Raw genomic sequence first — 24,545 nt, forward strand, 5'->3', positions numbered from 1 at the left:
CCATCGAGCGCGCGATCCGCGATGTCGCCGGGGCCGCCGGGCCCGGGGGCTGCATGTCGCTCTGATTCCCTGCCCCTGGGATGCCCGCCGGCGCCAACGCTGGGTGCGGTATCATCCCGGGTCGAATATCCGCCCGGACGGGCCGGCTCGACCGCGCGCTTGTGCGCGCACCGTGGCGGCGTGTCCCGGCCCTTTCCGAAAGTACCGATCCATGCAGTTGCTGTTCGAAGAAGGCGGCGAAATCCGCGCCGGCACCGTCCTTGCCCAACAGGGCGAGGCCTACCAGGTGGAATTGCCCGCGGGCAAGCGCACCAAGGTCAAGGCAAAGGACGTGCTGCTGCAGTTTGCCCAGCCGTCGGCCAGTGAAATGGTGCGGCAGACCGGCGAGCTGACCGCCGAGATCGACCTCGACTTCCTCTGGGAATGCGCGCCGGCCGAGGAATTCGGCTTTGCCGACCTGGCTGCCGAATACTACGGGGCCGATGCCGGCGCAGTGCAGCAGGCTGCACTTGCGATGGCACTGCATGGCAATCCCGTCTATTTCCGCCGCAAGGGCCGCGGCCGCTACCTGCGCGCGCCCGAAGACCAGCTCAAGGCCGCCCTGGCCGCCGTGGAGCGCAAGAAGCAGCAGTTGCTGGTGCAGGCCGAGTACGAGGCCCAGCTCAAGGCGCACCAGTTGCCCGACGCGTTCCGCGGCAAGGTGCTGCAACTGCTGTTCAAGCCCGACAAGAACAGTCTCGAATTCAAGGCCATGGACGCCGCATGCACGGCGCTGGGCATGACGCCGATGCGCCTGATGGTGGCCGTGGGCGGCGTGGAAAGCCCGCGCGCGCTGCACGAGGCCAAGTTCCTGGCCGACTGCTTCCCGAAGGGCACCGGCTTCCCGGACGTGGCCGTGCCGGACCCGTCGGGCAGCCTGCCCGTGGCCGACGTGGAGGCGTTCTCGATCGACGATGTCACGACGACCGAGATCGACGATGCGCTGTCGGTGACGCGCCTGGCCGACGGCAAGCTGCGCGTGGGCATCCACATCGCCGCGCCGGGCCTGGGCTTCACGCGCGGCGAGCCGCTCGACGCCATTGCCCGCCAGCGCCTGTCCACGGTCTATTTCCCCGGCGACAAGATCACGATGCTGCCCGACAGCGTGGTGGAACGCTACACGCTGCAGGAAGGCCGCACCTGCCCGGCGCTGTCGCTGTACGTGACGGTGGACCCGGACACGCCGGACGGCCTGGCCATCGTCGGCAGCGAGACGCGCGCCGAACTGGTGCCGATTGCCGCCAACCTGCGCCACAACCTGCTGGAGGACGTGGTCACCGAGGCCGCGCTGGCCAGCGGCACCGGCGACTACCCGTTCCGCAAGCAGCTTGGCGAACTGTTCCGGCTGGCCAACCACCTGCACGACGAGCGCCAGAAGGCGCGTCTGGCCAGCGGCCTGCGCCCGGAGGCGCACAACCGCGCGGACTTCAACTTCTATATCGATTCGGTGGACGGCGGCGGCGAGCGCGTGCGGATCGAGCAGCGCCGGCGCGGATCGCCGCTGGACAAGATCGTGGCCGAGCTGATGATCCTGGCCAACAGCACGTGGGGCAAGCTGCTGGCCGACCACGGCGTGCCGGGCATCTACCGCACCCAGAAGGCGTGGGGCATGCACCGCACGCGCATGCAGACCTACCCGGCGCCGCACGAGGGGCTGGGCGTGGCGCAGTACGCGTGGAGCACGTCGCCGCTGCGCCGCTACGTTGACCTGGTCAACCAGTGGCAGATCCTGGCGGTGGCCCAGCATGGCGTGACCGCCAAGCTGGTGGCGCCGTTCAAGCCCAAGGACGCCGACCTGCTGGCCGCCGTGGCGGACTTCGAAGGCACCTACGCGGCCTATGCCGACCACCAGTCGACCATGGAGCGCTACTGGTGCCTGCGCTGGATCGCGCAGGAAAACCGCGGCAAGCTGATGGCCACGGTGCTCAAGGACGGCGCGGTGCGCTTTGCCGAGATCCCGCTGGTGACGCGGGTGCCGGAACTGGCGCAGGCCGTGCGCGGCACGCAGGTGCTGCTGGAGATTGCGTCGACCGACGAGATCTCGCTGGAAGTGTCGTGCCGCGTGCTGGAGATCTTTGCCGGCGAGGGCGAACTGCCGGAAGAGGAACTGGAAGGCGACACCGAGGACGAGATGGCGGAGGTTTCCGCCGAGGCAGCCGCCGAGGCGGCGGCCGAGGATGCCGCCGAAGCCGCAGCGGAAGGTGGCACCGAAGGCGCCGCCGATGCCCCGGCCGAGACGGCCCCGGACGATGCGTCGGCGCCACGCGACACCGGCGCCAACCCCCCCGCCTGAGTCCTTCGGTAAACCGGGCGGCTCCCGTACAATCGAAGTCCGTTCCGGCCATCCCCCTGCAGGGGGGATGGCCGGTTTGCCGAACGATTGCCCTCCCACGCCGACCGCCTGGTCCCTGACCCATCGTGAACGCCGTTCTTCCCGCTTTCCGCCCCTCGCATCCGCGCGACTGGTGGCGATCCAGCAGCACGCTGGCCAAGGCGCTGGCCGTGTCGGTCGCCATCCATGCGGCGCTGCTGATGGTGCGCATTGCCGCGCCGGAGGTGTTCGAGATCAAGCGGTCCGATCCCCAGCTCGACGTGGTGCTGGTCAACGCGAAATCGGCCGAAAAGCCGCGCAACCCGACCGTGCTGGCCCAGGCCAACCTGGACGGCGGCGGCGACCATGACGCCCAGCGCGCCACCACGCCGCTGCCGGCGCAGACCGAATCGAAGGACGGCGACCTCGTGCGCCTGACCCAGCGCCGCATCGAGCAGCTGGAAGAAGAGCAGCGCCGGCTGATGACGCAGGCCCGCGAGGCGGCGCCGGCCGTGCGCAGCCAGCCCATGAAGCCGGGCGAGCAGCGCCTGGACACCCCGCTGCGCGGCCAGGACGACCGTACGTCGACCGACGAGATGGCCAAGCTGGAGGCCGAGATCGGCCGCAATCTCGAACACTACGCCAAGCGCCCCAAGCGCATGCAGCTTACGGCCACCAGCGCGCAGGGCGTGGAGTACGCGCAGTATTACGACCGCCTGCGCCGCCGGATCGAGGCGCGCGGCACGAGCGATTTTCCGCAGAAGAACGGCAAGCCGCTCTATGGGCAACTGATCCTGGTGATCAACGTGAACCGGCAGGGCAAGCTCGGCTATAACCGCGACGGCTACAACATCGACGCGATCGACGTGGCCAAGAGCTCTGGCGACCCGGCGCTGGACCGCCAGGCCGTGGCGATTGTCCGTGCGGCGGCGCCGTTCGGGCCGTTCACGGCCGAGATGCAGTCGAAGCAGGACATCCTCGAAGTCATTTCCACTTTCAAGTTCACCCGCAGCGGGCTCGACGTCCGCCTGCAAGGACGCTGATGACCGCAGAACAGTCTTCCCCCGCCGACCGCTACGTCGTGGTCGGCAACCCCGTCTCGCACAGCCGCTCGCCGGCCATCCACGCCGCGTTTGCGCGCCAGACCGGCGAGGCCGTGCAGTACGACCGCCTGGAGGCGCCGCTGGACGGCTTTGCCGACACCGTGCGCCGCTTTCTGGCCGAGGGCGGCCACGGCTGCAACGTGACCACGCCGTTCAAGCTGGAAGCCTACGACCTGTCCGACCGCCTGACGCCGCGCGCCGAGGCCGCCGGGGCGGTCAACACGATGTGGATCGAGGACGGGCTGATCCATGGCGACAACACCGACGGCGTCGGGCTGGTGCGCGACATCCAGGACAACCTCGACGTGCTGCTGGAAGACAAGCGCATCCTGGTGCTGGGCGCCGGCGGCGCGGCGATGGGCGCGATGCTGCCGCTGATCGAATGCCGGCCGGCCCGCATCGTGGTGGCCAACCGCACGGCGCAGAAGGCCAGCGACATGGTCGAGGCGTTCGTCGAGGCGGCCGACCAGTACGGCGTGGAGTTGTGGGCCGGCGGGCTGGACGCGCTGGGCGCGCTGTCCGAGGACGAAGGCTGCGACGTGGTCATCAACGCATCGGCCAGCAGCCTGCAGGGCGAGCTGCCGCCGGTGCCCGAGCACCTGCTGGGCGAAGGCGTGCTGGCCTACGACATGATGTACGGCGCCCGGCCGACCGTGTTCCTGGCCTACGCGGCCAGGTGCGGCGCGCGCACGGCCGATGGCCTGGGCATGCTCGTGGAGCAGGCCGCCGAGGCGTTCTACAACTGGCGCGGCGTGCGCCCGGGGACCACCCCGGTGCTGGCCGAGCTGCGCGCCGCGCTGCAGGCGGAAGCCGCGCGCTAACCGCCCGTCATCTGCCTTGGCTCGCCAGCGCACCGCCGCCGCACGCGCGCCCGCCAGAGCGTCGGGCGCGGCCAATCCGCTGCGCTGGATTGGCTATCTGGGCGAATGCCTGATCGTCGGCGTGCTGGCGCTGCAGGTGTACTTCTTCCTCCAGATCGCGGCCTGGCAATACCTGGACCCGTCGTCCACGTCGTTCATGCGCGCCGAGCGCTGGCGGCTGTGCGGGCTGAATGTCTGGAGCTGCTCGGTGGACCGCAAGTGGGTGGGCTACGGCGAGATGTCGCGCAACATCAAGCGCGCGGTGATCGCCAGCGAGGACGCCGACTTCGTGAACCACCCCGGCTACGAGCTGGATGCCATGCTGGACGCCTGGGAGCGCAACAAGAAGCGCGGACACATCGTGCGCGGCGGGTCGACGATCACCCAGCAGCTTGCCAAGAACCTGTTCCTGTCCTCGGAGCAATACTACGTGCGCAAGGGCCAGGAACTGGCCATCACGTGGATGCTCGAATTCTGGCTGGACAAGCAGCGCATCTTCGAGATCTACCTGAACTCGGTGGAGTGGGGCGAGGGCGTGTTCGGCGTGGAGGCCGCCGCGCAGCACTACTTCCACACGTCGGCGTCCCGGCTGACCGTCGGCCAGGCCGCCCGGCTGGCTGCCGCGCTGCCGGCGCCCAAGTGCTTCGACAAGAAGGAGTACTGCGCCAACGTCCGCGTGAACTTCCGCACCAAGGCATCGATCATCGCCCGGCGCATGGGCGCGGCAACGCTGCCGGATTGAGAGAGGGCTCCCTTCTCCCACTTCGCGGGATGGGGAGCCAGGGCCAGCCTGCTAGCTCAGCCAGCCCTTCCGGCGGAAATACACCAGCGGAATTGCCGCCGATACCGCCATCAGCGCGATGGCCCACGGGTAGCCGATGGCCCAGTCCAGTTCCGGCATCAGCTTGAAGTTCATGCCGTAGATGCTGGCGATCAGCGTGGGCGGCATCAGCGCCACCGACACCACCGAGAACAGCTTGATGATCTTGTTCTGGTTGATGTTGATGAAACCGACCGTGGCGTCCATCAGGAAGTTGATCTTGTCGAACAGGAACGCGGTGTGGTTCTCGATCGAGTCGATGTCGCGCAGGATCTGGCGCGCCTCGTCCTGCTGCTCGGCCGACAGCAGCTGGCTGCGCATCAGGAACGACACGGCGCGGCGCGTATCCATGACGTTGCGGCGGATGCGGCCGTTCAGGTCTTCCTCGCGGGCGATGGTTTCCAGCACGTCGGCGGCGGCGGCATCGGTCACGTTCTCGGCCAGCACGCGGCGGCTGGCTTCCTCCAGGCGCTCGTAGATCTCCTCGATCGAATCGGCCGAGTACTCGGCGTCGGTCGCGTAGAGGTCCATCAGCACGTCCTTGGCGTTGCGCACGGACCCCGGACGCATCCGGGCGCGCAGCCGCACCAGGCGGAACACGGGCAGGTCTTCGTCGTGGATCGAGAACAGGACGTCGCGCGTGAGCACGAAGGCCACGCGCACGTTGCGCGACGCCTCGTCCTCGTCGAGCAGGAAGTCGGTGCGGATGTGGATATTCTCGTCCTCGCCCTCGAAGTAGCGCGCCGACGCCTCCAGGTCGCCCAGGTCCTCCAGCTCGGGCAGGACCACGTTGTAGGCTTCCTTGATCCACGCCAGTTCCTCGTCGTCAGGGCTGACCACGTCGATCCAGATGGGCTTGTGCTGCAGCAGCTCGTTGCGCTCGTCGACCTGCTCCTGGGCAAGCCGGCCTTTCTGCAGGACGAACAGGTTGATCATCCCTGGGATTCCTTGTGACTGATTGCGCGGGTCGGAGACGTGCGCAGGCAAGGCTTGGCCAGCAAGGCGACCATGAGGCGGCCGGCAAGCGTGATCGGGCTGCCGGCGGGCGCGGGACCGCGTCCGGGGGCAAGGCGATGACGTTTGCCTGTTGCCTGTATCTGGCTGGCAAGCCGGGGGAGGGAAGATCCGGTGCGCGACGCGGCGGTCAGCAAGACGCACCGCGCGGGAATCGGAAGGACACACTCACCCGCAGGTGTCTGCGGGCAAGCACGGCGACGAGCAGGGCGATGGCCCCGCGCGGATCGGCGTTACGCAGCCCGCAGTGACATGGCATCCGGCGATGACGCGGCACGGCCGCGGCAGCCCGAACACCCGATGCTACTGCCCACGTAGTTTCTCCGGGATTCTGATGGCCGCGAGTGTAATCCAACGGGAGGGGGCTTGTTAAGTGAAATCTCTGGTGTTGCTCAGAGGCGCCGGCGCAGCAGCGGCGCCAGCATGACCGACGACAGCGCCGCGAACATCAGTACGATGGCCGCGTAGTCCTGCCAGTGCGGCGTCTCGCCCAGCAGCCACATGCCCGAGAACACGCCCACCACCGGAATGAACATGATCGACAGGCTCGACACCACCGGCGGCAGGCTGCGCGCCAGCGCGAACCAGACCAGGTGGCAGTAGGCAAAGACCACCACGGCGTTGTAGCCGATGGCGGCCCATTCCACGGCCGTCGGCATGCGCCAGCCGGTCTCGAACAGCGCCGAGCCAACGGCCAGGAACGGCAGCGTGACGGCCAGCATCCAGAACGTCAGCGCGCCGATGGAGACGTCGATGGGCGTGCGTTTCATCAACTGGGTGCCAAAGCCCCAGCCGGCCGCCGCCACCAGCATCAGCACGGTGCCGGCCGGGCTGCCGGTCAGCGCGGCGATCTCGCCGGACAGCAGCAGCACCGTGCCGGCCAGCGCGCAGCCGATGCCGATCCAGGCCGACAGCGCAATCCGCTCGCGGAAGATCACCAGCCCCCAGATCACGGCCCAGATCGGCATGGTGTAGCCCAGGATGGCCGCGCGGCCCGACGACAGCAGCTTGACCGCGCAGATCGCGAACAGGTGCCAGATGACCATGTTCGGGATGGCCAGCCGCACCACGGTGCCCCACGCCTGGCGCGGCACGCGCAGCGATTCGCCGCGCACCTTGAGCGCCAGCCCCAGCGCCACGAGCCCGCCGGCCATGCATAGCAGCCGGAATCCCATGGCCGGGAAATGCGCCACGCCAAGCTTCATGATCGGCCAGTTCAGGCCCCAGGCAAGGGTCAGGATGACGAGCAGGAGCACGCCGCGGCGGTCGAGTTGCATGGATCGGCGGAATGGCGACGTGGCGGTCGCTCTTTTTAAGCGGAAGCTCCAGACAATAGCATGCCAGCAGGTAGAATGCCGCCGACGCCACCATGGCGCGCCGCGCGACGCCCGTCGCGCCCTGCCGGCGGCCAACCGCCCGGCCGTCGCGCGCGTTATGCTGTGCATACTGTCGAACCCGGGCGGGACGCCAGCCCCGCCCGACTTCTCCGAGCCTCCCATGACCTTTACCGAGCTGCTGTCCAGCGCCTGGCAGCGAAACGATTCCCTGCTGTGCGTCGGGCTCGATCCGGACCCGGCCAAGCTGCCGCTGTCGATGACCGGCACGGGCGGGGCGATCTTCTCGTTCTGCCGCGAAATCGTCGACGCCACCGCCGACCTGGTCTGCGCCTTCAAGCCGCAGATTGCCTATTTCCATTCCCAGCGCGCCGAGGACCAGCTCGAGCAGCTGATCGAATACATCCACGACGCCCACCCGGGGATCCCCGTGATCCTGGACGCCAAGCGCGGCGACATCGGCTCCACGGCCGAGCACTACGCGATCGAGGCGTTCGACCGCTACAAGGCCGACGCGGTGACCGTCAGCCCGTACATGGGTTTCGATTCGATGTCGCCGTACCTGGCGCATCCGGGCAAGGGCGTGATCGTGCTGTGCCGCACGTCCAACCCGGGCGGCTCGGACGTGCAGTTCCTGCAGGTCGACGGCAAGCCGCTGTACCAGGTGGTGGCCGAGGCCGCGCGCGAACGCTGGAATACGAACGGCCAGATGGGCTTGGTGGTGGGCGCCACGTTCCCGAACGAGATTGCCCGGGTGCGCCAGATCGTCGGCGACATGCCGCTGCTGATCCCGGGCATCGGCGCCCAGGGCGGCGACATCGAGGCCACCGTGAAGGCCGGCCGCACGGCCGACGGCACCGGCATGATGATCAACTCGTCGCGCGCCATCCTGTACGCCAGCCGCGACAAGAACTTCGCCGCGGCCGCCCGCAACGTGGCGTTGCAGACGCGCGAGACGATCAACCGGTTCCGGCACGGTTGAGCGTTGTGCTCGGAGTGGGCTCCCCTCTCCCGCGTGCGGGAGAGGGGCTGGGGGAGAGGGCCGGCGGCTCAAATTGCGACTTGTCGGCAAGCAGATGCTCAACGCCCTCTCCCCCGACCCCTCTCCCGCCGTGCGGGAGAGGGGAGCCAACCAGCGGATTCTTACGCCTCGTTCCGAATCAGCTCGATCAGTCCGCGCATCGCGTGCTCGGCCGCCTGGCGGCGGATCTGGGCGCGGTCGCCCTTGAAGCGCTGGGTTTCGGTGCGGGTGGTGATGCGGTTGCTCCAGCCAAAGCAGACCATGCCGACCGGCTTGTCCGGGGTGCCGCCGGTGGGGCCGGCCACGCCGGTGATCGACAGCGACACCTGGGCGCGGCTGTTCAGCAGGGCGCCCTCGGCCATGGCGTGGGCCACTTCCTCGCTGACCGCGCCGTGGTCGCGGATCAGCTTCGCGGGCACGCCGATCATGGTCGTCTTGGCCTCGTTCGAATAGGTCACGAAGCCGCGCTCGAACCAGCCGGACGACCCTGAGATATCGGTGATGGCCGCCGCCACGAGCCCGCCCGTGCAGGATTCCGCGGTGGCGAGCATGAGCGAGCGTTCCGCGAGGGCGGCTCCGGCCTGGATGGCTAGCTGGTCAAGCAGGCGGCTGACGGACATGGCGGCGATTCCCCGAATCCTGGTGCAGAAAGGGCGCGGCGCTCAGAACGAGCGCCACAGGGCGAACACGAGCAGCGTGTAGAACGCCGCGAAGATATCGTCGAACATCACGCCGAAGGCGCCCGTGAAGCCGGGGCCCTTGAGCGTGCGGTCGTAGTACCGGATCGGCGCCGGCTTGGCGATGTCGAACAGCCGGAACCACAGGAAGGCCGCGAACTGGCCCCAGAACCCGGTGGGCGTGACGAAGACCAGCACCAGCCAGAACGCCACGATCTCGTCCCAGACCATGCTGCCGTGGTCGTAGACGCCCATGTCGCGCGCGGTGCGCAGGCACGCCCAGATGCCGAGCACGAAGCCCCCGGCGATGATCCACAGCCACGTGGTCGGCTCGATCCACATCGAGATCACGACGAACGACAGCCAGCCGTAGAGCGTGCCGACCGTGCCGGGGCTGACCGGCGACAGGCCCGAGCCAAAGCCGAGCGCCAGCAGCCGGGCCGGATGGCCAAGCATGAAGCGCGCGGTGGGGCGCGTGATGCGGGACGTCTGGCCGGCCTCCAGCGTGACGGGCTCGGCAGGATGGGCGGGGTCGCGCGGCGCGGCCCCGGGGGGATAGGCGGACATCAAGAACCTGGCTCGACTTTTCTAGTGATATATGGCGCGCAAGCGCACGGCTCTCCCTGTTGCGCGCATGCCCGGCATCATGACACGGCTTGGCGGCGGTGTGTCACGGCGCGGTGAAATGATCGAACGACGCGCCCGCGTACGTGTACGGGTCGCCATGGCGGTCGACCAGCCGCAGCCCGGCCTCCGGAGTGATCGATCCGACACGCGTGAGCGGCAGGCCCAGTTGCTGGCCGATGGCGGCGATGGCCTCGCGCTGACCCACCGGGGCGGTGAAGCACAGTTCGTAGTCGTCGCCGCCGGCCAGCACGCAGTCTCGCTGGCAGCCGATCGGCTGCGCGCCCAGGATGGCCGAGCGGGGCAGGACGTCGACGTCGACGATGGCGCCGACCGACGAGCGGGCGAGGATGTGGCCCAGGTCGCCAATCAGGCCATCGGAAATGTCCAGCGCCGCGTGCGCCACGCCGCGCAGCGCCATGCCCAGCGCCACGCGCGGCGTCGGGGTGTCCATGCGCGGCCGCACCTCGGTGAAATCGGGCTCGGGCAGCAGCCATTCGCCGCGGCAGTCGCCCAGCGCCAGCCGGGCGTCGCCGAGCGTGCCCGAGATCCAGATGTCGTCGCCGGGCCGGGCGGCGTCGCGGCGCAGCGCCTGGCGCAGCGGCACGTCGCCGAACACGGTGATGGACAGCGTCAGCGGGCCCTTGGTGGTGTCGCCGCCGATCAGCTCGCAGCCGTGGTCGTCGGCCAGGGCCAGCAGGCCGCCGGCAAAGGCTTCCAGCCAGGCGGGATCGGCCTCCGGCAGCGCCAGCGCCAGCGTGAACGCGCGCGGCTCGGCGCCCATCGCGGCCAGGTCCGACAGGTTCACGGCCAGCGCCTTGTGGCCCAGCGCGCGCGGCGGGACATCGGGAAAGAAATGGCGGCCGCTGACCAGCATGTCGGTGCTGATGGCCAGCTGGTGGCCCGGGCGCGGGTCGATCAGCGCGCAGTCATCGCCCACGCCGAGCGCCGCCTTATGCACTGGGCGCGTGAAGAAGCGGCGAATCAGGTCGAATTCGGAAAGGGAGACGGCGCTGGGATCTGGCATGAAGGTGGGGGGCATACCGTCTGGTCAAGCCCAGCGGCATGCGGCATATTGTACCGAAACGCAAAGGTGCCCCGCGCAAAACGCCCATTGTGAAATAGTTTTTCACAATATAAAATGCGCCATTTCCAAGGCAGCAGCCTAAGCGCCTGTGAAAGCGGAGACAGCGGGTTCGTGGAGCCGGCCCGTGCTCATTCCCAGCGTTATTCATGCGGCTCCACTGATCGGAAGATGCGCAGATGACAAGCCCTCAGCAGTCCCCGTCCCAAGACGATCTGAAACAGCAGCAGCGTGAGGCGCTGCGCAAGGCCGCACTCGAATACCACGAGTTTCCGACCCCCGGCAAGATTTCCGTCACCCCCACCAAGCCGCTGTCGAACCAGCGTGACCTGGCCCTGGCCTACTCGCCGGGCGTGGCCGCCGCGTGCGAGGAAATCGTCGCCGACCAGGCCAATTCCTTCCGCTATACCGCCCGTGGCAACCTGGTGGCCGTGATCACCAACGGTACCGCCGTGCTGGGCCTGGGCGACATTGGCGCCGCGGCGTCGAAGCCGGTCATGGAAGGCAAGGGCGGGCTGTTCAAGAAGTTTGCCGGCATCGACGTCTTCGACATCGAGATCGACGAGAAGGACCCCGAGAAGCTGGTGGACATCATCGCGTCGCTGGAGCCCACGTTCGGCGGCATCAACCTTGAAGACATCAAGGCGCCGGAGTGCTTCTACGTGGAGCGCAAGCTGCGCGAGCGGATGAAGATTCCCGTCTTCCACGACGACCAGCACGGCACCGCCATCGTGGTGGGCGCGGCGGTCATCAACGGGCTGAAGGTCGTCGGCAAGGACATCTCCAAGGTGAAGCTGGTGGCCTCGGGCGCCGGCGCGGCTGCGCTGGCCTGCCTGGACCTGCTGGTCGACATGGGCCTGCCGATCGAGAACATCTGGGTGACGGACCTGGCCGGCGTGGTCTACGAGGGCCGCACCGAGCTGATGGACCCGGAAAAGGCGCGCTTCTCGCAGAAGACCGACAAGCGCAAGCTGGCCGAGGTCATGGACGGCGCCGACATCTTCCTGGGCCTGTCCGCCGCCGGCGTGCTGAAGCCGGAAATGGTGCAGAAGATGGCCGACAAGCCGCTGGTGCTGGCGCTGGCCAACCCGAACCCGGAAATCATGCCGGAACTGGCCAAGGAAGTGCGTCCGGACGCCGTGATCGCCACGGGCCGCACCGACTATCCGAACCAGGTCAACAACGTCCTCTGCTTCCCGTTCATCTTCCGTGGCGCGCTGGACTGCGGCGCGACGACGATCACGCGCGAGATGGAGATTGCCGCGGCCAACGCCGTGGCAGAGCTGGCCCGCCAGGAACAGAGCGACATCGTGGCCACGGCCTATGGCATCCAGGACCTGTCGTTCGGCCCCGAATACCTGATCCCGAAGCCGTTCGACCCGCGCCTGATCGTCAAGATCGCGCCGGCCGTGGCCGAGGCGGCGGCCAAGAGCGGCGTGGCCGCGCGGCCGATCGAGGACATGGACGCGTATCGCCTGCAACTGCAGCAGTTCGTCTACCACTCGGGCACGCTGATGAAGCCGATCTACGCGGCCGCGCGCAAGGTGGAGATGGAAAAGAAGCGCATCGTCTTTGCCGAGGGCGAAGAGGAACGCGTGCTGCGCGCCGTGCAGGTGATCGTCGACGAGAAGCTGGCCAACCCGATCCTGATCGGCCGTCCGGCCGTGCTGTCGCACCGGATCGAGCGCTTTGGCCTGCGCCTGCGCATGGGCGTGGACTTCACGGTCGTCAATCCCGAGCATGACGAGCGCTTCCGCGACTACTCGGACACGTACTACCGCATGATGGCCCGCGAGGGCGTCACCCAGCAGTACGCCAAGCTGGAAATGCGCCGCCGCACCACGCTGATCGGCGCGATGCTGGTCAAGAAGGGCGAGGCCGACGGCATGATCTGCGGCACGGTCAGCACCACGGCGGCCCACCTGCGCTATATCGACCAGGTGCTCGGCGGCACGAACAAGGTGTACGCCGCGATGAACGGCCTGGTGCTGCCGGGCCGCCAGATCTTCCTGGTGGACACGCACGTGAACGTCGACCCGACCGCCGAGGAACTGGCCGAGATCACGATCATGGCGGCCGAGGAACTGAAGCGCTTTGGCATCGAGCCGAAGGTGGGGCTGCTGTCGCATTCGAACTTTGGCACGTCCGAGGCACCGTCGGCCCGCAAGATGCGCGATACGCTGCAGATCCTGCGCGACCGCGCGCCGGACCTGGAAGTCGATGGCGAAATGCACGGCGACAGCGCGCTGGACGAGAAGCTGCGCGATTCGCTGGTGCCGGACGGCTCGCTCAAGGGCGAAGCCAACCTGCTGGTCTGCCCGAACATCGACGCGGCCAATATCTCGTACAACCTGCTCAAGGTGGCGGCCGGCAACAACGTGGCCATCGGCCCAATCCTGCTGGGCGTGAAGGCGCCGGTGCATATCCTGACACCGTCGGCCACCGTGCGCCGTATCGTCAACATGACCGCGCTGGTCGTGGTGGACGCCGCCGCCAAGGGTTGATCGCCGTAAAAGCCCGCGGGCCGGCACCGGCCTGCCGGGCCATCGTCCGCATGTGATGCAGAAGCCGGGTCCGCCCGGCTTTTTTCATGTCCGCGCCCGGCGCCCCTTGCGAGGTTAGTATGCGCACACATATCAATAACATATTGAAACAATTGAAGAAATTCCGCCTGCCACGGCGCGGGGATTGATTAATGGTGGACTTGCGCGTAACCTTACGCCTTTGAATGCGGACGCTCGCCTGGGCGTGCCGGAGCCGTCGCGGGCCTTTCTGCGTGGCGCCGGAATGACCCGCCACCAACCTTCGCCAACGATTCATTCACCATCGTGGGTTCCCGGAATTCGCAAAGCCAGTCGCAGCGGCAGTCAAGTCGGCAGTCCCTGAGCCTGGTACGGAGCCTGGGCCACGTGTTGGCCGGCGCGGCGCTGACGATGGCGCTGTCCCTGGCGCCGCAGGGTGCGATGGCAAGGCAGTCGCCCGACCTGGCCGGGATGGTGGGAACCATCGCGGCCCCGCAGTTGCCCAACGAGGCGCAGCAGACGCTGGAGCTGATACAGGCCGGCGGGCCGTTCCCGTATGACAAGGATGGTTCGCGGTTCGGCAACTACGAACGCATCCTGCCGCAGCAGCCTCGCGGGTATTACCGCGAATACACCGTCAAGAACAGCAAGAGCCGGAATCGGGGAGCCAGGCGGATCGTGTGCGGTGGTGACCAACGCGCCGCCAACGACTGCTATTACACGGAAGACCACTACAACAGTTTCAAACGGATAACCAAATGATGACTGACATTTTCGGACTGGGCGACGCCCTTGCCGCCCGCGAGGAGCGCGGCGCCGGAGATGGCTGGCAAAGGGCTCACCATCACGCCCAGAACCTATATGACAACGTGCTGATGATGCCCCGCCAGGATCTGACGCACCGACTTCCGCCCGCCTGTGCGCCAGTCATGGTCACGTGGGCTGACGACGGCACCAACGAGGGAGCCATGAATCTGTTCAAGACGGTGCGTCCCAACATCGTCCAGTCGATCCGCGCGTTCCGGGTGCCCGAGCTGTCCCAGGCCGCCGCCGCGCTGAACCAGCATTTCCTGTACGCCAACTGCGCCGATTGCGCGAGCAAGGCGGAAATCCTGGAGCGGATTGCCACGGAATTCACGTTCCCGAAGCATTTCGGCAAGAATTTCGACGCCCTGTCCGACTGCCTGACCGACATGATCCACAAGTCGGGCCCGCAGCCCGGTTTCGTGATCGTGCTGGAAGGTCTGCCGATCGCGCAGAAGTTCGACAAGGAAGCGCGCGAGGTGCTGCTCGACGTATTCCGTGACGCCGCCGAGTTCTGGGGCGAGCGCAAGGTGCAGTTCCGGGTGTTCTACTCGTTCGCCTGAGCGCCGCGCCGGCTCCGCGCTGGCATGATGAAAAAAAGCCCGCTGCTGCCAGCGGGCTTTTTGTTTGGGCGAGCGCCGTGGCGCGGGCGTTCAGGCCGCCGGCGGGAGCTGCCCGCTCGGCGTGAGGCGGTCGATCAGTTCCGGCAGGCCCTCGCTGAGGCTCGCGGCCACGTCGTCGGATGACATGCCGGTGGTTTCCGCCAGCGACTGCAGCGCGCCGGTGTCGCCCAGCGCCGACGACAGGTCGGCCGGGCTGACCGCCTCGTTGGCGCCGGTGCCGATCCAGGAATCCACCTGATGGCCCAGCCCGGCCTGGCCCAGGATGTCGCGCAACGCGCCGATGCCGCCGGCCGCCGCGCCCATCGCCTGCGCCGATCCGCCGGCTTCGCCCTGGCCGCCCAGCAGGCCGCCCAGCAGCGATCCGAGGTCGAGACCGCCCGGCGCCGGCGCGCTGCCGCCGCCCAGCATGCCGCCGAGCATCCCGCCCAGGCCACCCAGGCCACCCAGACCCCCGAGTCCGCCCAGCCCGCCACCCGCCGCGCCCGCGTCGGCGGGGTCGGCCGGCGCCACGCTGCCGTCGGCGCCCTGGTGCTTGTTGCGCATGGCCAGCATCGCCAGCAGGCCAAGGGCCATGATCAGCTTCGGATTGACGCCGCCGGACTGGCCCGGCTGGCCGCCCCGCTGGCCCAGCACGCCACCCAGCACGCTATCGAGTAGTCCCATCTCAGACTCCTTATCAAAATCCGCCAAGGATGGCGTTCAGCGTTGCCAGGCATGCCAGCCCGGCGGTTTCCGTGCGCAGGATGCGCGGCCCCAGCGTCACGCCGATGAAACCGGCGCGGCGCGCGGCGTCTTCCTCGTCGGCGGACAAGCCGCCTTCGGGCCCGATCAGCAGCGTGACGCCCGTGGCACGCCATGCGTCACGGTGCGTCGCGGCCAGGTCCGCCAGCGACCCGGACGCGCGCGGCGACAGCAGCAGCCGGGCGCCCGAGGCCGGTGCGCTGGCCAGCCACGCTTCCAAGGTAGCGACCGGCGCCACGGCCGGCAAGCGATTGCGTCCGCATTGTTCGCACGCGGCCTGCACCAGCGCCTGCCAGTGCGCCTGGCGCTTGGCCGCGCGGTCGCCAGACAGCCGCACGACCGAGCGGCTGGCCTGCAGCGGCTGGATCGCCGTGACTCCCAGTTCCACGGCTTTCTCGATCAGCCAGTCCATCTTGTCGCCGCCGGCCAGCCCCTGGGCCAGCGTGACGGCGAATGGCGTTTCGGCCTCGGTGGCGTCGTGGGCGCCCACGCGGGCCAGCGCGTGCCGCTTGCCGATCTCGGCCAGCGTGGCGGCGTGGCTGCCGCCCTGGCCGTTGAACAGCGTGATGGCGTCGCCGGTGGCCAGGCGCAGCACCTGCACGTGGCGGACGACGGGTTCGGGCAACGGCAGCACGGCATCGGCGACGAGCGCCGTATCGACAAAGAATCTCGGTGGCATCAAGCGTTGGGGGTGGCGTCGGGGGATGCGGCCAGCCGCGTGGCGAAGCCCCATCGGTATCCATCGGGGTCCTCGACCATGCAGTAGCGGTCGCCCCAGAACTGGTCGGCTGGCGGCGCGATGCTGGTGGCGCCGGCAGCAATGGCGCGCGCGTACAGCGCGTCCACGTCGTCGCAGTAGACGTAGAACGTCTGGGGTGCTTCCACGCCCATGGAGCGGGGCGTGCGGGCCGTGCTGCCCCAGGCGCCCTCGGGCGCGAACATGATGACGAGCTGGCCCCGGTAATGCATCTCGGCATGGGTGGGCACGCCGTTTTCGTCGACCACGTGGCCGGCTTCGAAGCCGAAGGCCCGCTGGTAGAAATCGATGGCGGCGCGTCCGCTGGCGACCGTGAGATAGGGCGTCAGCCAGGGCGTATTGGGCGGTCTGGACATGAGGGTCTCCCGGATGGCACAAGCGCCCGGCCGCACGGCGCGGCGTGGCGTCCGTGCATGTTACGCGGGACGGCCAGCGCTGTCGAAGATCGCCTGGAGGTGGCGCGGGTGATCGAACAGCGCCGGATGCAGCTCGGCGCGGTAGGCGCGCAGGGCGCCGTCGAGCTGCCACTGGCGCAGCCGGTCGGCAATGCGCGCGGGCGGATGGGTGGCGATGTCAAGCGCGTCGCTGGCCAGTGCGATGCCCCACAGCGCGCCATACGCGGGGATGAACGTGGTCAGCGGCGCCACGTGCCGGAACACCTGGCGCAGCCGGGCCAGCAGCAGGCGGCTGGCATCGGGCCGGTGCCACGGCGGTCCGAGATGCATCGAGATCGCCCCGCCCGGTGTCAGGCAGCGGCGCGCGGTCTGCATGCCGTGCGGGGAGAAGAGGGCGGCGGCGGGACTGCCGTCGTCGGCCTCGGTCAGGTCATAGACGATCAGGTCGAACTGGCGGCCGGCCCGCGCAAAGGCTTCCATCAGCCCCAGGCCGTCGCCGATGGCGATGTGCAGGCGTGCATCGCCGGGCTCGTCGAGCGCGCCCCGGTGGATGCCGGCCAGCCACGTGCGCGCCAACCGCACGACTTCGGCGTCCAGTTCGGCCACCACGACTTCCCGCATCGTGGGAATCCGCAGCAGTTCGAAGGCCGAGCCGCCGTCGCCGCCGCCCACGACCAGCGCGCTACGTGGCGAACCGTGCACTGCCGCCATCGGCATGGTCATCAGCTCGTGCTGGATGAAGGCGTCGGCTTCGGTGCTCATCACGCGGCCATCCAGCCGGAAAATCCGGCCAAAGCGCGCGTTCTCGCCAATTTCCACCTGCTGGTGGGGCGTGCGCGTGGCCGCCAGCACGGCAATCTCGCCCAGCGTGGTGCCCACGCCGGGCGCCAGCCATTCGGTCCACGTCTGAGACCCCCTTCGGGACGTGTCCGGACGCCCGGAAATGCCGCCTGCTTCTGCTAAAATTGCGGTTTTCCCGCCGTCAGGTTCCCGCATGTCTGCCCTCGCCCATCCCGCCACCAGTCCTTTCGCCAACCAACCCGTCAAGCTGATGGCCGATGCCATCCGCGTGCTCGCCATGGACGCCGTCCAGCAGGCCAACTCCGGCCACCCCGGCGCGCCGATGGGGATGGCGGACATCGCCGTGGCGCTGTGGGGACGGCACCTGAAGCATAACCCGGTCAATCCGCAGTGGGCCGACCGCGACCGCTTCGTGCTGTCTAACGGCCACGGATCGATGCTGATTTATGCCCTGCTGCACCTGACCGGCTACGACCTGCCCGTGGAAGAGCTGCGCAACTTCCGCCAGCTGCACAGCAAGACGGCGGGCCACCCCGAGTACGGCATCACGCCGGGCGTGGAAACCACGACCGGCCCGCTGGGCCAGGGCATCACCAACGCGGTGGGCATGGCGCTGGCGGAACGCCTGCTGGCCGAGGAATTCAACCGCCCGGGCTTCGACATCGTCAACCACCACACGTACGTGTTCATGGGCGACGGCTGCCTGATGGAAGGCATCAGCCACGAGGCCTGCTCGCTGGCCGGCACGCTGAAGCTGAACAAGCTGATCGCGTTCTGGGACGACAACGGCATCTCGATCGACGGCGACGTGGTGCACTGGTTTGCCGACGACACGCCCAAGCGCTTCGAGGCCTATGGCTGGAACGTGATCCGCGCCGTGGACGGCCATGACGTGGTGGCCGTGGACAACGCCATCGCCCAGGCCAAGGCCAGCGACAAGCCGACGCTGATCTGCTGCCGCACGATCATCGGCAAGGGCGCGCCGAACAAGGCCGGCGGCCACGACGTGCACGGCGCCCCGCTGGGCGGCGCCGAAGTGCTGGCCACGCGCGAGGCGCTGGGCTGGGCGCACGCCCCGTTCGAGCTGCCCGAGGACGTCTACGCGGCCTGGAACGCCAAGACCACCGGCGCGGCGCTGGAAAAGGCCTGGGACGCACTGTTCGACGCCTACGCCGAACTGCATCCGAACGAGGCCGGCGAATTCAAGCGCCGCATGCGTGGCGAACTGCCGGCCGCGTTTGACGCCACCGTGGACGCCTTCATCGCCAAGTGCGAGGAAAAGGCCGAGACCATCGCCACGCGCAAGGCCAGCCAGAACACGATCGAGGCGTTCGCGCCGGTGCTGCCCGAATTCCTGGGCGGCTCGGCCGACCTGACCGGCTCGAACCTGACCAACTGGTCGGGCACGCAGCCGGTGCGCGTGGACGCCTGGGGCAACCACATCAACTACGGCGTGCGCGAGTTCGGCATGAGCGCCATCATGAACGGCATCGCGCTGCATGGCGGCTACGTGCCCTACGGCGCCACGTTCCTGACGTTCTCGGACTACAGCCGCAACGCGCTGCGCATGGCCGCGCTGATGAAGATCCGCTCGCTGTTCGTGTTCACGCACGATTCGATCGGCCTGGGCGAGGACGGCCCGACGCACCAGTCGATCGAGCACGTGGCCAGCCTGCGCCTGATCCCGAACATGGACGTCTGGCGTACCGCCGACACCACCGAGACCGCCGTGGCCTGGGCCCAGGCGATCCGCCGCGAGAACGGCCCGAGCTGCCTGATCTTCAGCCGCCAGAACCTGCCGTTCCAGCAGCGTGACGACGCGACGCGCGCCAACATCGCCCGCGGCGGCTACGTGCTGCGCGACGCCAGGAACCCGCGCACCAAGCGTCCGGACGCCGTGATTCTGGCCACGGGTTCGGAAGTGGGCCTGGCCGTGGGCGCGGCCGACGCGCTGGCCGCCGATGGCGTGTACGTGCGCGTGGTCTCGGTGCCGGCCACGACCGTGTTCGACAAGCAGGACGCCGCCTACAAGGCCAGCGTGCTGCCGGCCGGCGTGCCGCGCGTGGCCGTGGAAGCCGGCGTGACGGACTTCTGGTGGAAATACCAGGTGCAGGCCGTCGTCGGCATCGACACCTTCGGCGAGTCGGCCCCGGCCGGCGTGCTGTTCAAGCATTTCGGCTTCACCGTGGAAAACGTGGCGGACACCGTCCGCGCCACGCTGGCCCAGTAAATCTCGCCCGCGCGGTTGGCCGGTGCGATGCGCCGGCAACCGGCGCGCGCTACCGGCTTCATCGATTGCACTCTAGGAGATAGACATGACCATCAAGATCGGCATCAACGGCTTCGGCCGCATCGGACGCATGGTGTTCCGCGCCGCCGTGGCGAACTTCAAGGACGTGGAAGTCGTCGCCATCAACGACCTGCTCGAACCGGACTACCTGGCCTACATGCTCCAGTACGACTCGGTGCATGGCCGCTTCGACGGCGAAGTGTCGGTGGACGGCAACACGCTGGTCGTGAACGGCAAGAAGATTCGCCTGACCGCCGTCAAGGATCCGGCCGAGCTGAAGTGGGGCGAGGCTGGCGTGGACGTGGTGATCGAGTCGACCGGCATCTTCCTGACCAAGGAAGGCGCGCAGAAGCACATCGACGCGGGCGCCAAGAAGGTGATCATGTCGGCCCCGTCGAAGGACGACACCCCGATGTTCGTGTACGGCGTGAACCACGACTCGTACAAGGGCGAGGCGATCATCTCGAACGCCAGCTGCACCACGAACTGCCTGGCCCCGGTGGCCAAGGTGCTGAACGACAAGTGGGGCATCAAGCGCGGCCTGATGACGACCGTACACGCCGCCACGGCGACGCAGAAGACCGTCGACGGCCCGTCGAACAAGGACTGGCGCGGTGGCCGCGGCATCCTGGAAAACATCATCCCGTCGTCGACCGGCGCCGCCAAGGCCGTGGGCGTGGTGATTCCGCAGTTGAACAAGAAGCTGACCGGCATGTCGTTCCGCGTGCCGACCTCGGATGTGTCGGTGGTCGACCTGACCGTCGAGCTGGAAAAGCCGGCCAAGTACGAGGAAATCTGCGCCGAGATGAAGGCCCAGAGCCAGGGCGCGCTGAAGGGCGTGCTGGGCTACACGGAAGACAAGGTCGTGGCCACGGACTTCCGCGGCGACGCGCGCACCTCGATTTTCGACGCCGAAGCCGGTATCGCGCTGGACGGCACGTTCATCAAGGTCGTGAGCTGGTACGACAACGAGTGGGGTTATTCGAACAAGTGCCTGGAAATGGCACGCGTCGTGGCCAAGTAATCGGCCGCATCGACCCCGCTTCACGGAAAACGCGCCTTCGGGCGCGTTTTTTTGTGGGCGCTGGCGGCTGGGAGCTATTAAAAAACCCGAAAATTCTTAAGAATATGCGTCTGCGCAAGGCAGGAATCGGCCCACATCGATCAATATGGCGGGCCGTCGGCGCGTGATGCCGTGGTTTTTTGACATTATCTGTCCCGAAGTCGTCAAAAATCCGCTTATCTGCATTTGAAGTAGTGCGAGAAATGCTGAATTTGCTTTCCGCTGCCGATTTTTTCTCTTACACTCGGAAGAATCTGTTGAAATCTGATGTGCAGCCAGTGAAAGTGGTGGGCCGTCGACGCGTGAGACTTTCCAACCGGGCGTGATCATGGTGAACGTGGATACCAAGCTGCTGGTGATTTTCACCGAGCTGCTGAGCAAGCGAAACGCCACTTATGTGGCCGAGAAAATGCACATGACGGCGCCTGCCGTCTCGCACTCGCTTGGCCGCCTGCGCGAAATCTTCGACGACCCTCTTTTTATCCGTGTGCCGCACGGCCTGACGCCGACGCCCCGCGCGCTCGAACTCGGCCCGAAGATCCGCGACATGCTGGACCTCTGGTCGTCGATCAACGAGGGCGACGCCGACAATTTCGATCCGGCCGTCGCCACCGGCACGCTGAGCATCGGCTTTGCGGCCGAACTGGGCGATACGGTCTTCAACCGCTTCGTGCTGCGTATCAAGCAACTGGCGCCCGACCTGCATATCCGGCTGGTGGAGTCGCATTCGTGGGAAAGTGACGTGGCGTCGATGCGCGCCAACGAACTCGACCTGGCATTTTCGCCATTTCCCACCCGCCACCCGGAAATCGTCGAAGAAATGGTCACGTCGCTGAACCTCTGGGTTTGCGCACGCAAGAACCATCCGGTCCTGAAGAACGATTGCACGCTGGAACAGTATCTCGACTGCAGCCATATCTTCATGGCGCACTCGGGCGGCACGGGCCGGCCGGCCACGGCGCTGATCCCGCTGGACTACGCGCTGCAGCAGCGCGGCCTCAAGCGCAATGCCACGCTGACCGTCCATTCCTGGCGCGCCCAGGCCGAACTGGCCGCCCAGACCGACATGATCTTCACCGTCAGCGCGCTGACCAAGGACATGGCGTGCGAGACCTACGGCCTCAAGGCGTTCCCGCTGCCGGCCGAGCTCAATACGACGCTGGGCCTGAACATGTTCTGGCACCGCAGCCGCAATACCCATCCGATGCTGGTCTGGGCCCGCAACCTGTTCCGCCAGGTCGTCGGCGAGTTCGTGGGGCTGCCGCAGGCTTCCACCGTGCGCAACCTGCGCGTGGTGACCGAAGCCGCGCCGGACGACCTGCCGCAGGAATAACCCGCCGGCGGACGGCCTGGACCATGAAAAAACCGGCGCCGAGGCGCCGGTTTTTCTTTGTCTGCGGGGCTCGGCCTGGCATAGGGCCAGTGCCGGCGCGGCTTATCGTTTGGGTCGGTGGGGACAGTCGTTCTTGGTGCAGTTGCCGTACAGCGACAACGCATGTTCCTGCAAGGCGAAGCCGCGCTCGCGCGCGATGCTCTGCTGGCGCTGCTCGATGTCGCCGTCGAAGAATTCCTCGACGCGACCGCAGTCCAGGCACACCAGGTGGTCGTGGTGCTTGCCTTCGTTGAGTTCGAAGATGGCCTTGCCCGATTCGAAGTTGTTGCGGGACAGCAGGCCCGCCTGTTCGAACTGGGTCAGGACGCGATAGACCGTGGCGAGGCCGATATCCATATGCTCGTTGAGCAGGATCCGGTAGACGTCTTCCGCGCTGAGATGGCGCTGTTCGCTGGTCTGGAAGATTTCAAGAATCTTCAGGCGGGGGACGGTCGCCTTGAGGCCGATGTTTTTGAGGTCCGCCGGACTCGGCATGGGCGTGACTCCCTAGAGTACAATGTCTGGATAGTTGAATCATAAGGGTTTTGGCGACAAAAGTCGCCCCGGTGCCATGGCGCCCGGACGCCGCCCGCAGGGTGGCGTACCCGCGATGCGCCTGGCCGTGCCGGACGCCGCCGCTCTCGCGCGGTGCGCCGGTTCCGGCACAGAACCATTCCCGTCTGGAAGCGAGATACATGCGTTCATTCCGTTCGTCCGCCATGCGCCCGGCGCTGGTTTCATCCCTGCTGGCCGCCGCGCTGCTGGCCGGTGCCTGCTCGGCCTACGACAGCACGTCGCGCAAGGTGGCAGAAGCCATCACGCCTTATCGCATCAACATCGTCCAGGGCAACTTCGTCTCGCGCGAGGCGGCGGCGCAACTGCGCGAAGGCATGACGCGCGACCAGGTGCGCTTCCTGCTGGGCACGCCGCTGCTGCAGGACGTGTTCCACGGCAACCGCTGGGACTACTACTTCTCGTTCCGCCGGGGTGCCACGCCGGTAGTCCAGTCGCGCAAGTTCACGGTGTTCTTCGATGGCGACACGCTGACCAAGTGGCAGGGTGACGACCTGCCGTCGGAATACGAACTGATCGCCGAAATCGACGGCATGAAGGCCGCCCAGCGCAACCAGAAGATCGGTGTCGGGTCGTCGTCCTCGTCGTCCTCTTCGTCCGCCCCGGCCGCATCCGCCGCCCAGGCGGCCCCGGCTGCACCGGCGACCCCGGCTGCCGATGCGGCGGTGGGCACGCCGCCGGCGTCCGAGCCGGCCGCGCAGGCACCGGCCACCAGCGCCGCCCAGGACAAACCGGCCAGCTGACCGGCCACGGCCGCCGGCCCGTTCCGACCGGCATCTCATCGCACCCCGCGCCCGGCAGATCCGCCGGGCGTCCGTCTCCCCGATACCCATCATGAAAATCGCCATCGCAGGGGCTTCCGGCCGCATGGGCCGCATGCTGATCGAAACCGTGCTGAACACCGACGGCGTGACGCTGGCCGGGGCGCTCGAACATGCCGCCTCGCCCGCGCTGGGCCAGGACGCCGGGCTGTTCCTGGGCCGCAACACCGGGCTGCCGATCACGGCCGACATCGACGCCGTCATGGCCGCCGCCGACTGCCTGATCGATTTCACACGCCCGGAAGGCACGCTCGTGCACCTGGACGCGGCCCGCCGGCTGGGCAAGAAGATCGTCGTCGGCACCACGGGCTTCGACGCGGCGGGCAAGCAGGCGCTGGCCGACGCCGCCAAGTCCATCGGCGTCGTGTTCGCGTCGAACTTCAGCGTGGGCGTGAATGCCACGTTCAAGCTGCTCGACGTGGCCGCCCGGCTGCTGTCCACCGGCTACGACATCGAGGTCATCGAGGCGCACCATCGCCACAAGGTCGATGCCCCGTCCGGCACCGCGCTGACGATGGGTGAGGTGATTGCCAATGCACTCGGTCGCAACCTTGACGACTGCGCCGTCTATGCCCGCGAAGGCCACACGGGTCCGCGCGACGCCAACAGCATCGGCTTTGCCACGGTGCGCGGCGGCGACATCGTCGGCGATCACACCGTGATGTTCGCCGGCATCGGCGAGCGGATCGAGATCAGCCACAAGTCGTCGAGCCGCCAGTCGTATGCCGATGGTGCCGTCCGTGCCGCCCGCTTCCTCGCGGACAAGCCGGCCGGCATGTTCGACATGCAGGACGTGCTGGGCCTGAAGTAATCCGTCCGGCGCGCCGCCTCGGGGCGGCCAGGCGCCGGCTTTCCGCAGACTTGCAGCGCCCCGTGGCGGCCCGGATTCGGGGCCG

The 24,545-nt window shown here is 67.8% G+C and carries 23 protein-coding genes; 13 read left to right on the forward strand and 10 right to left on the reverse strand.

The features are described from left to right. The first annotated feature begins 211 nt into the window (after positions 1 to 211). The 4 genes from EHF44_RS08080 to mtgA all read left to right on the forward strand — a co-directional run bounded on the left by EHF44_RS08080 (position 212) and on the right by mtgA (position 5,055). Entirely contained in the window at positions 212 to 2,332 is a 2,121-nt protein-coding gene (locus EHF44_RS08080; RefSeq protein WP_124683263.1) for a ribonuclease catalytic domain-containing protein, read from the forward strand. A gap of 125 nt (positions 2,333 to 2,457) precedes the next feature. Next, positions 2,458 to 3,393 (forward strand): energy transducer TonB family protein, encoded by a 936-nt coding sequence (locus EHF44_RS08085; RefSeq protein WP_124683264.1) that lies wholly within the window; start codon positions 2,458 to 2,460, stop codon positions 3,391 to 3,393. Further along, positions 3,393 to 4,274, forward strand: coding sequence for a shikimate dehydrogenase (gene aroE, locus EHF44_RS08090; protein ID WP_124683265.1), 882 nt, complete (start codon positions 3,393 to 3,395; stop codon positions 4,272 to 4,274). Before EHF44_RS08085 ends, aroE begins: the two co-directional genes overlap by 1 nt. 79 nt (positions 4,275 to 4,353) lie before the next feature. Beyond that, positions 4,354 to 5,055, forward strand: a complete 702-nt coding sequence (gene mtgA / locus EHF44_RS08095) for a monofunctional biosynthetic peptidoglycan transglycosylase (protein ID WP_124685034.1) — start codon at positions 4,354 to 4,356, stop codon at positions 5,053 to 5,055. 51 nt (positions 5,056 to 5,106) lie between these two features. On the opposite strand, the gene corA is transcribed toward mtgA, so the two are convergent. Both corA and EHF44_RS08105 read right to left on the reverse strand, forming a co-directional pair. Next, positions 5,107 to 6,069, reverse strand: a complete 963-nt coding sequence (corA, locus tag EHF44_RS08100; RefSeq protein ID WP_124683266.1) for a magnesium/cobalt transporter CorA — start codon at positions 6,067 to 6,069, stop codon at positions 5,107 to 5,109. A 470-nt stretch (positions 6,070 to 6,539) separates the two neighbouring features. Continuing rightward, a complete protein-coding gene (locus EHF44_RS08105) occupies positions 6,540 to 7,424 on the reverse strand; it encodes a DMT family transporter (protein ID WP_124683267.1) in 885 nt (294 codons plus the stop codon). A 220-nt stretch (positions 7,425 to 7,644) separates the two neighbouring features. Here EHF44_RS08105 and pyrF point away from each other — a divergent pair, with 220 nt between their 5' ends. Further along, positions 7,645 to 8,463, forward strand: a complete 819-nt coding sequence (gene pyrF / locus EHF44_RS08110; protein WP_124683268.1) for an orotidine-5'-phosphate decarboxylase — start codon at positions 7,645 to 7,647, stop codon at positions 8,461 to 8,463. A 161-nt stretch (positions 8,464 to 8,624) separates the two neighbouring features. Here the strand turns inward: pyrF and EHF44_RS08115 are convergent, their stop codons facing one another. The 3 genes from EHF44_RS08115 to thiL form a co-directional block, all read right to left on the reverse strand. After that, positions 8,625 to 9,122: a CinA family protein gene (locus EHF44_RS08115; RefSeq protein WP_124683269.1), complete on the reverse strand. Its 498-nt coding sequence runs from the start codon at positions 9,120 to 9,122 to the stop codon at positions 8,625 to 8,627. Between the two features lie 42 nt (positions 9,123 to 9,164). After that, positions 9,165 to 9,746 carry a phosphatidylglycerophosphatase A family protein gene (locus EHF44_RS08120; protein ID WP_124683270.1) on the reverse strand — a complete coding sequence of 194 codons (582 nt, stop codon included), beginning with the start codon at positions 9,744 to 9,746 and terminating at the stop codon, positions 9,165 to 9,167. A gap of 103 nt (positions 9,747 to 9,849) precedes the next feature. Beyond that, positions 9,850 to 10,845: a thiamine-phosphate kinase gene (gene thiL, locus EHF44_RS08125; RefSeq protein WP_437340321.1), complete on the reverse strand. Its 996-nt coding sequence runs from the start codon at positions 10,843 to 10,845 to the stop codon at positions 9,850 to 9,852. Positions 10,846 to 11,066: 221 nt separating this feature from the next. Here thiL and EHF44_RS08130 point away from each other — a divergent pair, with 221 nt between their 5' ends. The 3 genes from EHF44_RS08130 to EHF44_RS08140 all read left to right on the forward strand — a co-directional run bounded on the left by EHF44_RS08130 (position 11,067) and on the right by EHF44_RS08140 (position 14,776). Then, complete coding sequence (locus EHF44_RS08130; protein ID WP_124683271.1) at positions 11,067 to 13,391, forward strand: NADP-dependent malic enzyme; 2,325 nt, start codon at positions 11,067 to 11,069, stop codon at positions 13,389 to 13,391. A gap of 429 nt (positions 13,392 to 13,820) precedes the next feature. Further along, positions 13,821 to 14,171 (forward strand): ribonuclease domain-containing protein, encoded by a 351-nt coding sequence (locus EHF44_RS08135; protein ID WP_124683272.1) that lies wholly within the window; start codon positions 13,821 to 13,823, stop codon positions 14,169 to 14,171. Then, on the forward strand, positions 14,168 to 14,776 hold the full coding sequence (locus tag EHF44_RS08140; RefSeq protein WP_124683273.1) for a barstar family protein: 609 nt from the start codon (positions 14,168 to 14,170) through the stop codon (positions 14,774 to 14,776). Before EHF44_RS08135 ends, EHF44_RS08140 begins: the two co-directional genes overlap by 4 nt. A 90-nt stretch (positions 14,777 to 14,866) precedes the next feature. Here EHF44_RS08140 and EHF44_RS08145 read toward each other — a convergent pair whose 3' ends face one another. Genes EHF44_RS08145 through EHF44_RS08160 form a run of 4 tightly spaced genes read right to left on the reverse strand, consistent with a single transcriptional unit; the run spans position 14,867 to position 17,608 of the window. Next, a complete protein-coding gene (locus tag EHF44_RS08145; RefSeq protein ID WP_124683274.1) occupies positions 14,867 to 15,499 on the reverse strand; it encodes a YidB family protein in 633 nt (210 codons plus the stop codon). Positions 15,500 to 15,512: 13 nt separating this feature from the next. Continuing rightward, the gene (locus EHF44_RS08150; protein ID WP_124683275.1) at positions 15,513 to 16,256 is read right to left on the reverse strand and encodes a 16S rRNA (uracil(1498)-N(3))-methyltransferase; all 744 of its coding nucleotides are present in this window, start codon (positions 16,254 to 16,256) and stop codon (positions 15,513 to 15,515) included. Then, a complete protein-coding gene (locus EHF44_RS08155; RefSeq protein ID WP_124683276.1) occupies positions 16,256 to 16,690 on the reverse strand; it encodes a VOC family protein in 435 nt (144 codons plus the stop codon). The genes EHF44_RS08150 and EHF44_RS08155 overlap by 1 nt, the downstream gene beginning before the upstream one ends. 60 nt (positions 16,691 to 16,750) lie before the next feature. Next, the gene (locus EHF44_RS08160) at positions 16,751 to 17,608 is read right to left on the reverse strand and encodes a spermidine synthase (RefSeq protein ID WP_253699998.1); all 858 of its coding nucleotides are present in this window, start codon (positions 17,606 to 17,608) and stop codon (positions 16,751 to 16,753) included. A 64-nt stretch (positions 17,609 to 17,672) separates the two neighbouring features. Here EHF44_RS08160 and tkt point away from each other — a divergent pair, with 64 nt between their 5' ends. From tkt to EHF44_RS08175, 3 genes are all read left to right on the forward strand, one after another. Then, positions 17,673 to 19,760, forward strand: a complete 2,088-nt coding sequence (gene tkt, locus EHF44_RS08165; RefSeq protein WP_437340322.1) for a transketolase — start codon at positions 17,673 to 17,675, stop codon at positions 19,758 to 19,760. 85 nt (positions 19,761 to 19,845) lie between these two features. Continuing rightward, entirely contained in the window at positions 19,846 to 20,844 is a 999-nt protein-coding gene (gene gap, locus EHF44_RS08170; RefSeq protein ID WP_124683279.1) for a type I glyceraldehyde-3-phosphate dehydrogenase, read from the forward strand. 367 nt (positions 20,845 to 21,211) lie between these two features. Next, positions 21,212 to 22,216 (forward strand): LysR family transcriptional regulator, encoded by a 1,005-nt coding sequence (locus EHF44_RS08175; RefSeq protein ID WP_124683280.1) that lies wholly within the window; start codon positions 21,212 to 21,214, stop codon positions 22,214 to 22,216. 102 nt (positions 22,217 to 22,318) lie between these two features. On the opposite strand, the gene fur is transcribed toward EHF44_RS08175, so the two are convergent. Continuing rightward, on the reverse strand, positions 22,319 to 22,750 hold the full coding sequence (gene fur, locus EHF44_RS08180; protein WP_066732268.1) for a ferric iron uptake transcriptional regulator: 432 nt from the start codon (positions 22,748 to 22,750) through the stop codon (positions 22,319 to 22,321). A 200-nt stretch (positions 22,751 to 22,950) separates the two neighbouring features. Here fur and EHF44_RS08185 point away from each other — a divergent pair, with 200 nt between their 5' ends. Continuing rightward, positions 22,951 to 23,571 (forward strand): outer membrane protein assembly factor BamE, encoded by a 621-nt coding sequence (locus EHF44_RS08185; RefSeq protein ID WP_124683281.1) that lies wholly within the window; start codon positions 22,951 to 22,953, stop codon positions 23,569 to 23,571. 91 nt (positions 23,572 to 23,662) lie between these two features. Beyond that, positions 23,663 to 24,460: a 4-hydroxy-tetrahydrodipicolinate reductase gene (dapB, locus tag EHF44_RS08190; protein WP_124683282.1), complete on the forward strand. Its 798-nt coding sequence runs from the start codon at positions 23,663 to 23,665 to the stop codon at positions 24,458 to 24,460. Positions 24,461 to 24,545: the final 85 nt, after the last annotated feature.

This window comes from Cupriavidus pauculus (genome assembly GCF_003854935.1).
In the GTDB taxonomy this organism is placed as follows: domain Bacteria; phylum Pseudomonadota; class Gammaproteobacteria; order Burkholderiales; family Burkholderiaceae; genus Cupriavidus; species Cupriavidus pauculus_C.

Coding starts and splice junctions, on each gene's coding strand:
- EHF44_RS08080 (WP_124683263.1), top strand. CDS start 212: ATGCAGTTGCTGTTCGAAGAAGGCGGCGAAATCCGCGCCGGCACCGTC.
- aroE (WP_124683265.1), top strand. CDS start 3,393: ATGACCGCAGAACAGTCTTCCCCCGCCGACCGCTACGTCGTGGTCGGC.
- corA (WP_124683266.1), bottom strand. CDS start 6,069: ATGATCAACCTGTTCGTCCTGCAGAAAGGCCGGCTTGCCCAGGAGCAG.
- EHF44_RS08105 (WP_124683267.1), bottom strand. CDS start 7,424: ATGCAACTCGACCGCCGCGGCGTGCTCCTGCTCGTCATCCTGACCCTT.
- pyrF (WP_124683268.1), top strand. CDS start 7,645: ATGACCTTTACCGAGCTGCTGTCCAGCGCCTGGCAGCGAAACGATTCC.
- EHF44_RS08115 (WP_124683269.1), bottom strand. CDS start 9,122: ATGTCCGTCAGCCGCCTGCTTGACCAGCTAGCCATCCAGGCCGGAGCC.
- EHF44_RS08120 (WP_124683270.1), bottom strand. CDS start 9,746: ATGTCCGCCTATCCCCCCGGGGCCGCGCCGCGCGACCCCGCCCATCCT.
- thiL (WP_437340321.1), bottom strand. CDS start 10,845: ATGCCCCCCACCTTCATGCCAGATCCCAGCGCCGTCTCCCTTTCCGAA.
- EHF44_RS08130 (WP_124683271.1), top strand. CDS start 11,067: ATGACAAGCCCTCAGCAGTCCCCGTCCCAAGACGATCTGAAACAGCAG.
- EHF44_RS08135 (WP_124683272.1), top strand. CDS start 13,821: ATGGCGCTGTCCCTGGCGCCGCAGGGTGCGATGGCAAGGCAGTCGCCC.
- EHF44_RS08140 (WP_124683273.1), top strand. CDS start 14,168: ATGATGACTGACATTTTCGGACTGGGCGACGCCCTTGCCGCCCGCGAG.
- EHF44_RS08145 (WP_124683274.1), bottom strand. CDS start 15,499: ATGGGACTACTCGATAGCGTGCTGGGTGGCGTGCTGGGCCAGCGGGGC.
- EHF44_RS08150 (WP_124683275.1), bottom strand. CDS start 16,256: ATGCCACCGAGATTCTTTGTCGATACGGCGCTCGTCGCCGATGCCGTG.
- EHF44_RS08155 (WP_124683276.1), bottom strand. CDS start 16,690: ATGTCCAGACCGCCCAATACGCCCTGGCTGACGCCCTATCTCACGGTC.
- tkt (WP_437340322.1), top strand. CDS start 17,673: ATGCCGCCTGCTTCTGCTAAAATTGCGGTTTTCCCGCCGTCAGGTTCC.
- gap (WP_124683279.1), top strand. CDS start 19,846: ATGACCATCAAGATCGGCATCAACGGCTTCGGCCGCATCGGACGCATG.
- EHF44_RS08175 (WP_124683280.1), top strand. CDS start 21,212: ATGGTGAACGTGGATACCAAGCTGCTGGTGATTTTCACCGAGCTGCTG.
- fur (WP_066732268.1), bottom strand. CDS start 22,750: ATGCCGAGTCCGGCGGACCTCAAAAACATCGGCCTCAAGGCGACCGTC.
- EHF44_RS08185 (WP_124683281.1), top strand. CDS start 22,951: ATGCGTTCATTCCGTTCGTCCGCCATGCGCCCGGCGCTGGTTTCATCC.
- dapB (WP_124683282.1), top strand. CDS start 23,663: ATGAAAATCGCCATCGCAGGGGCTTCCGGCCGCATGGGCCGCATGCTG.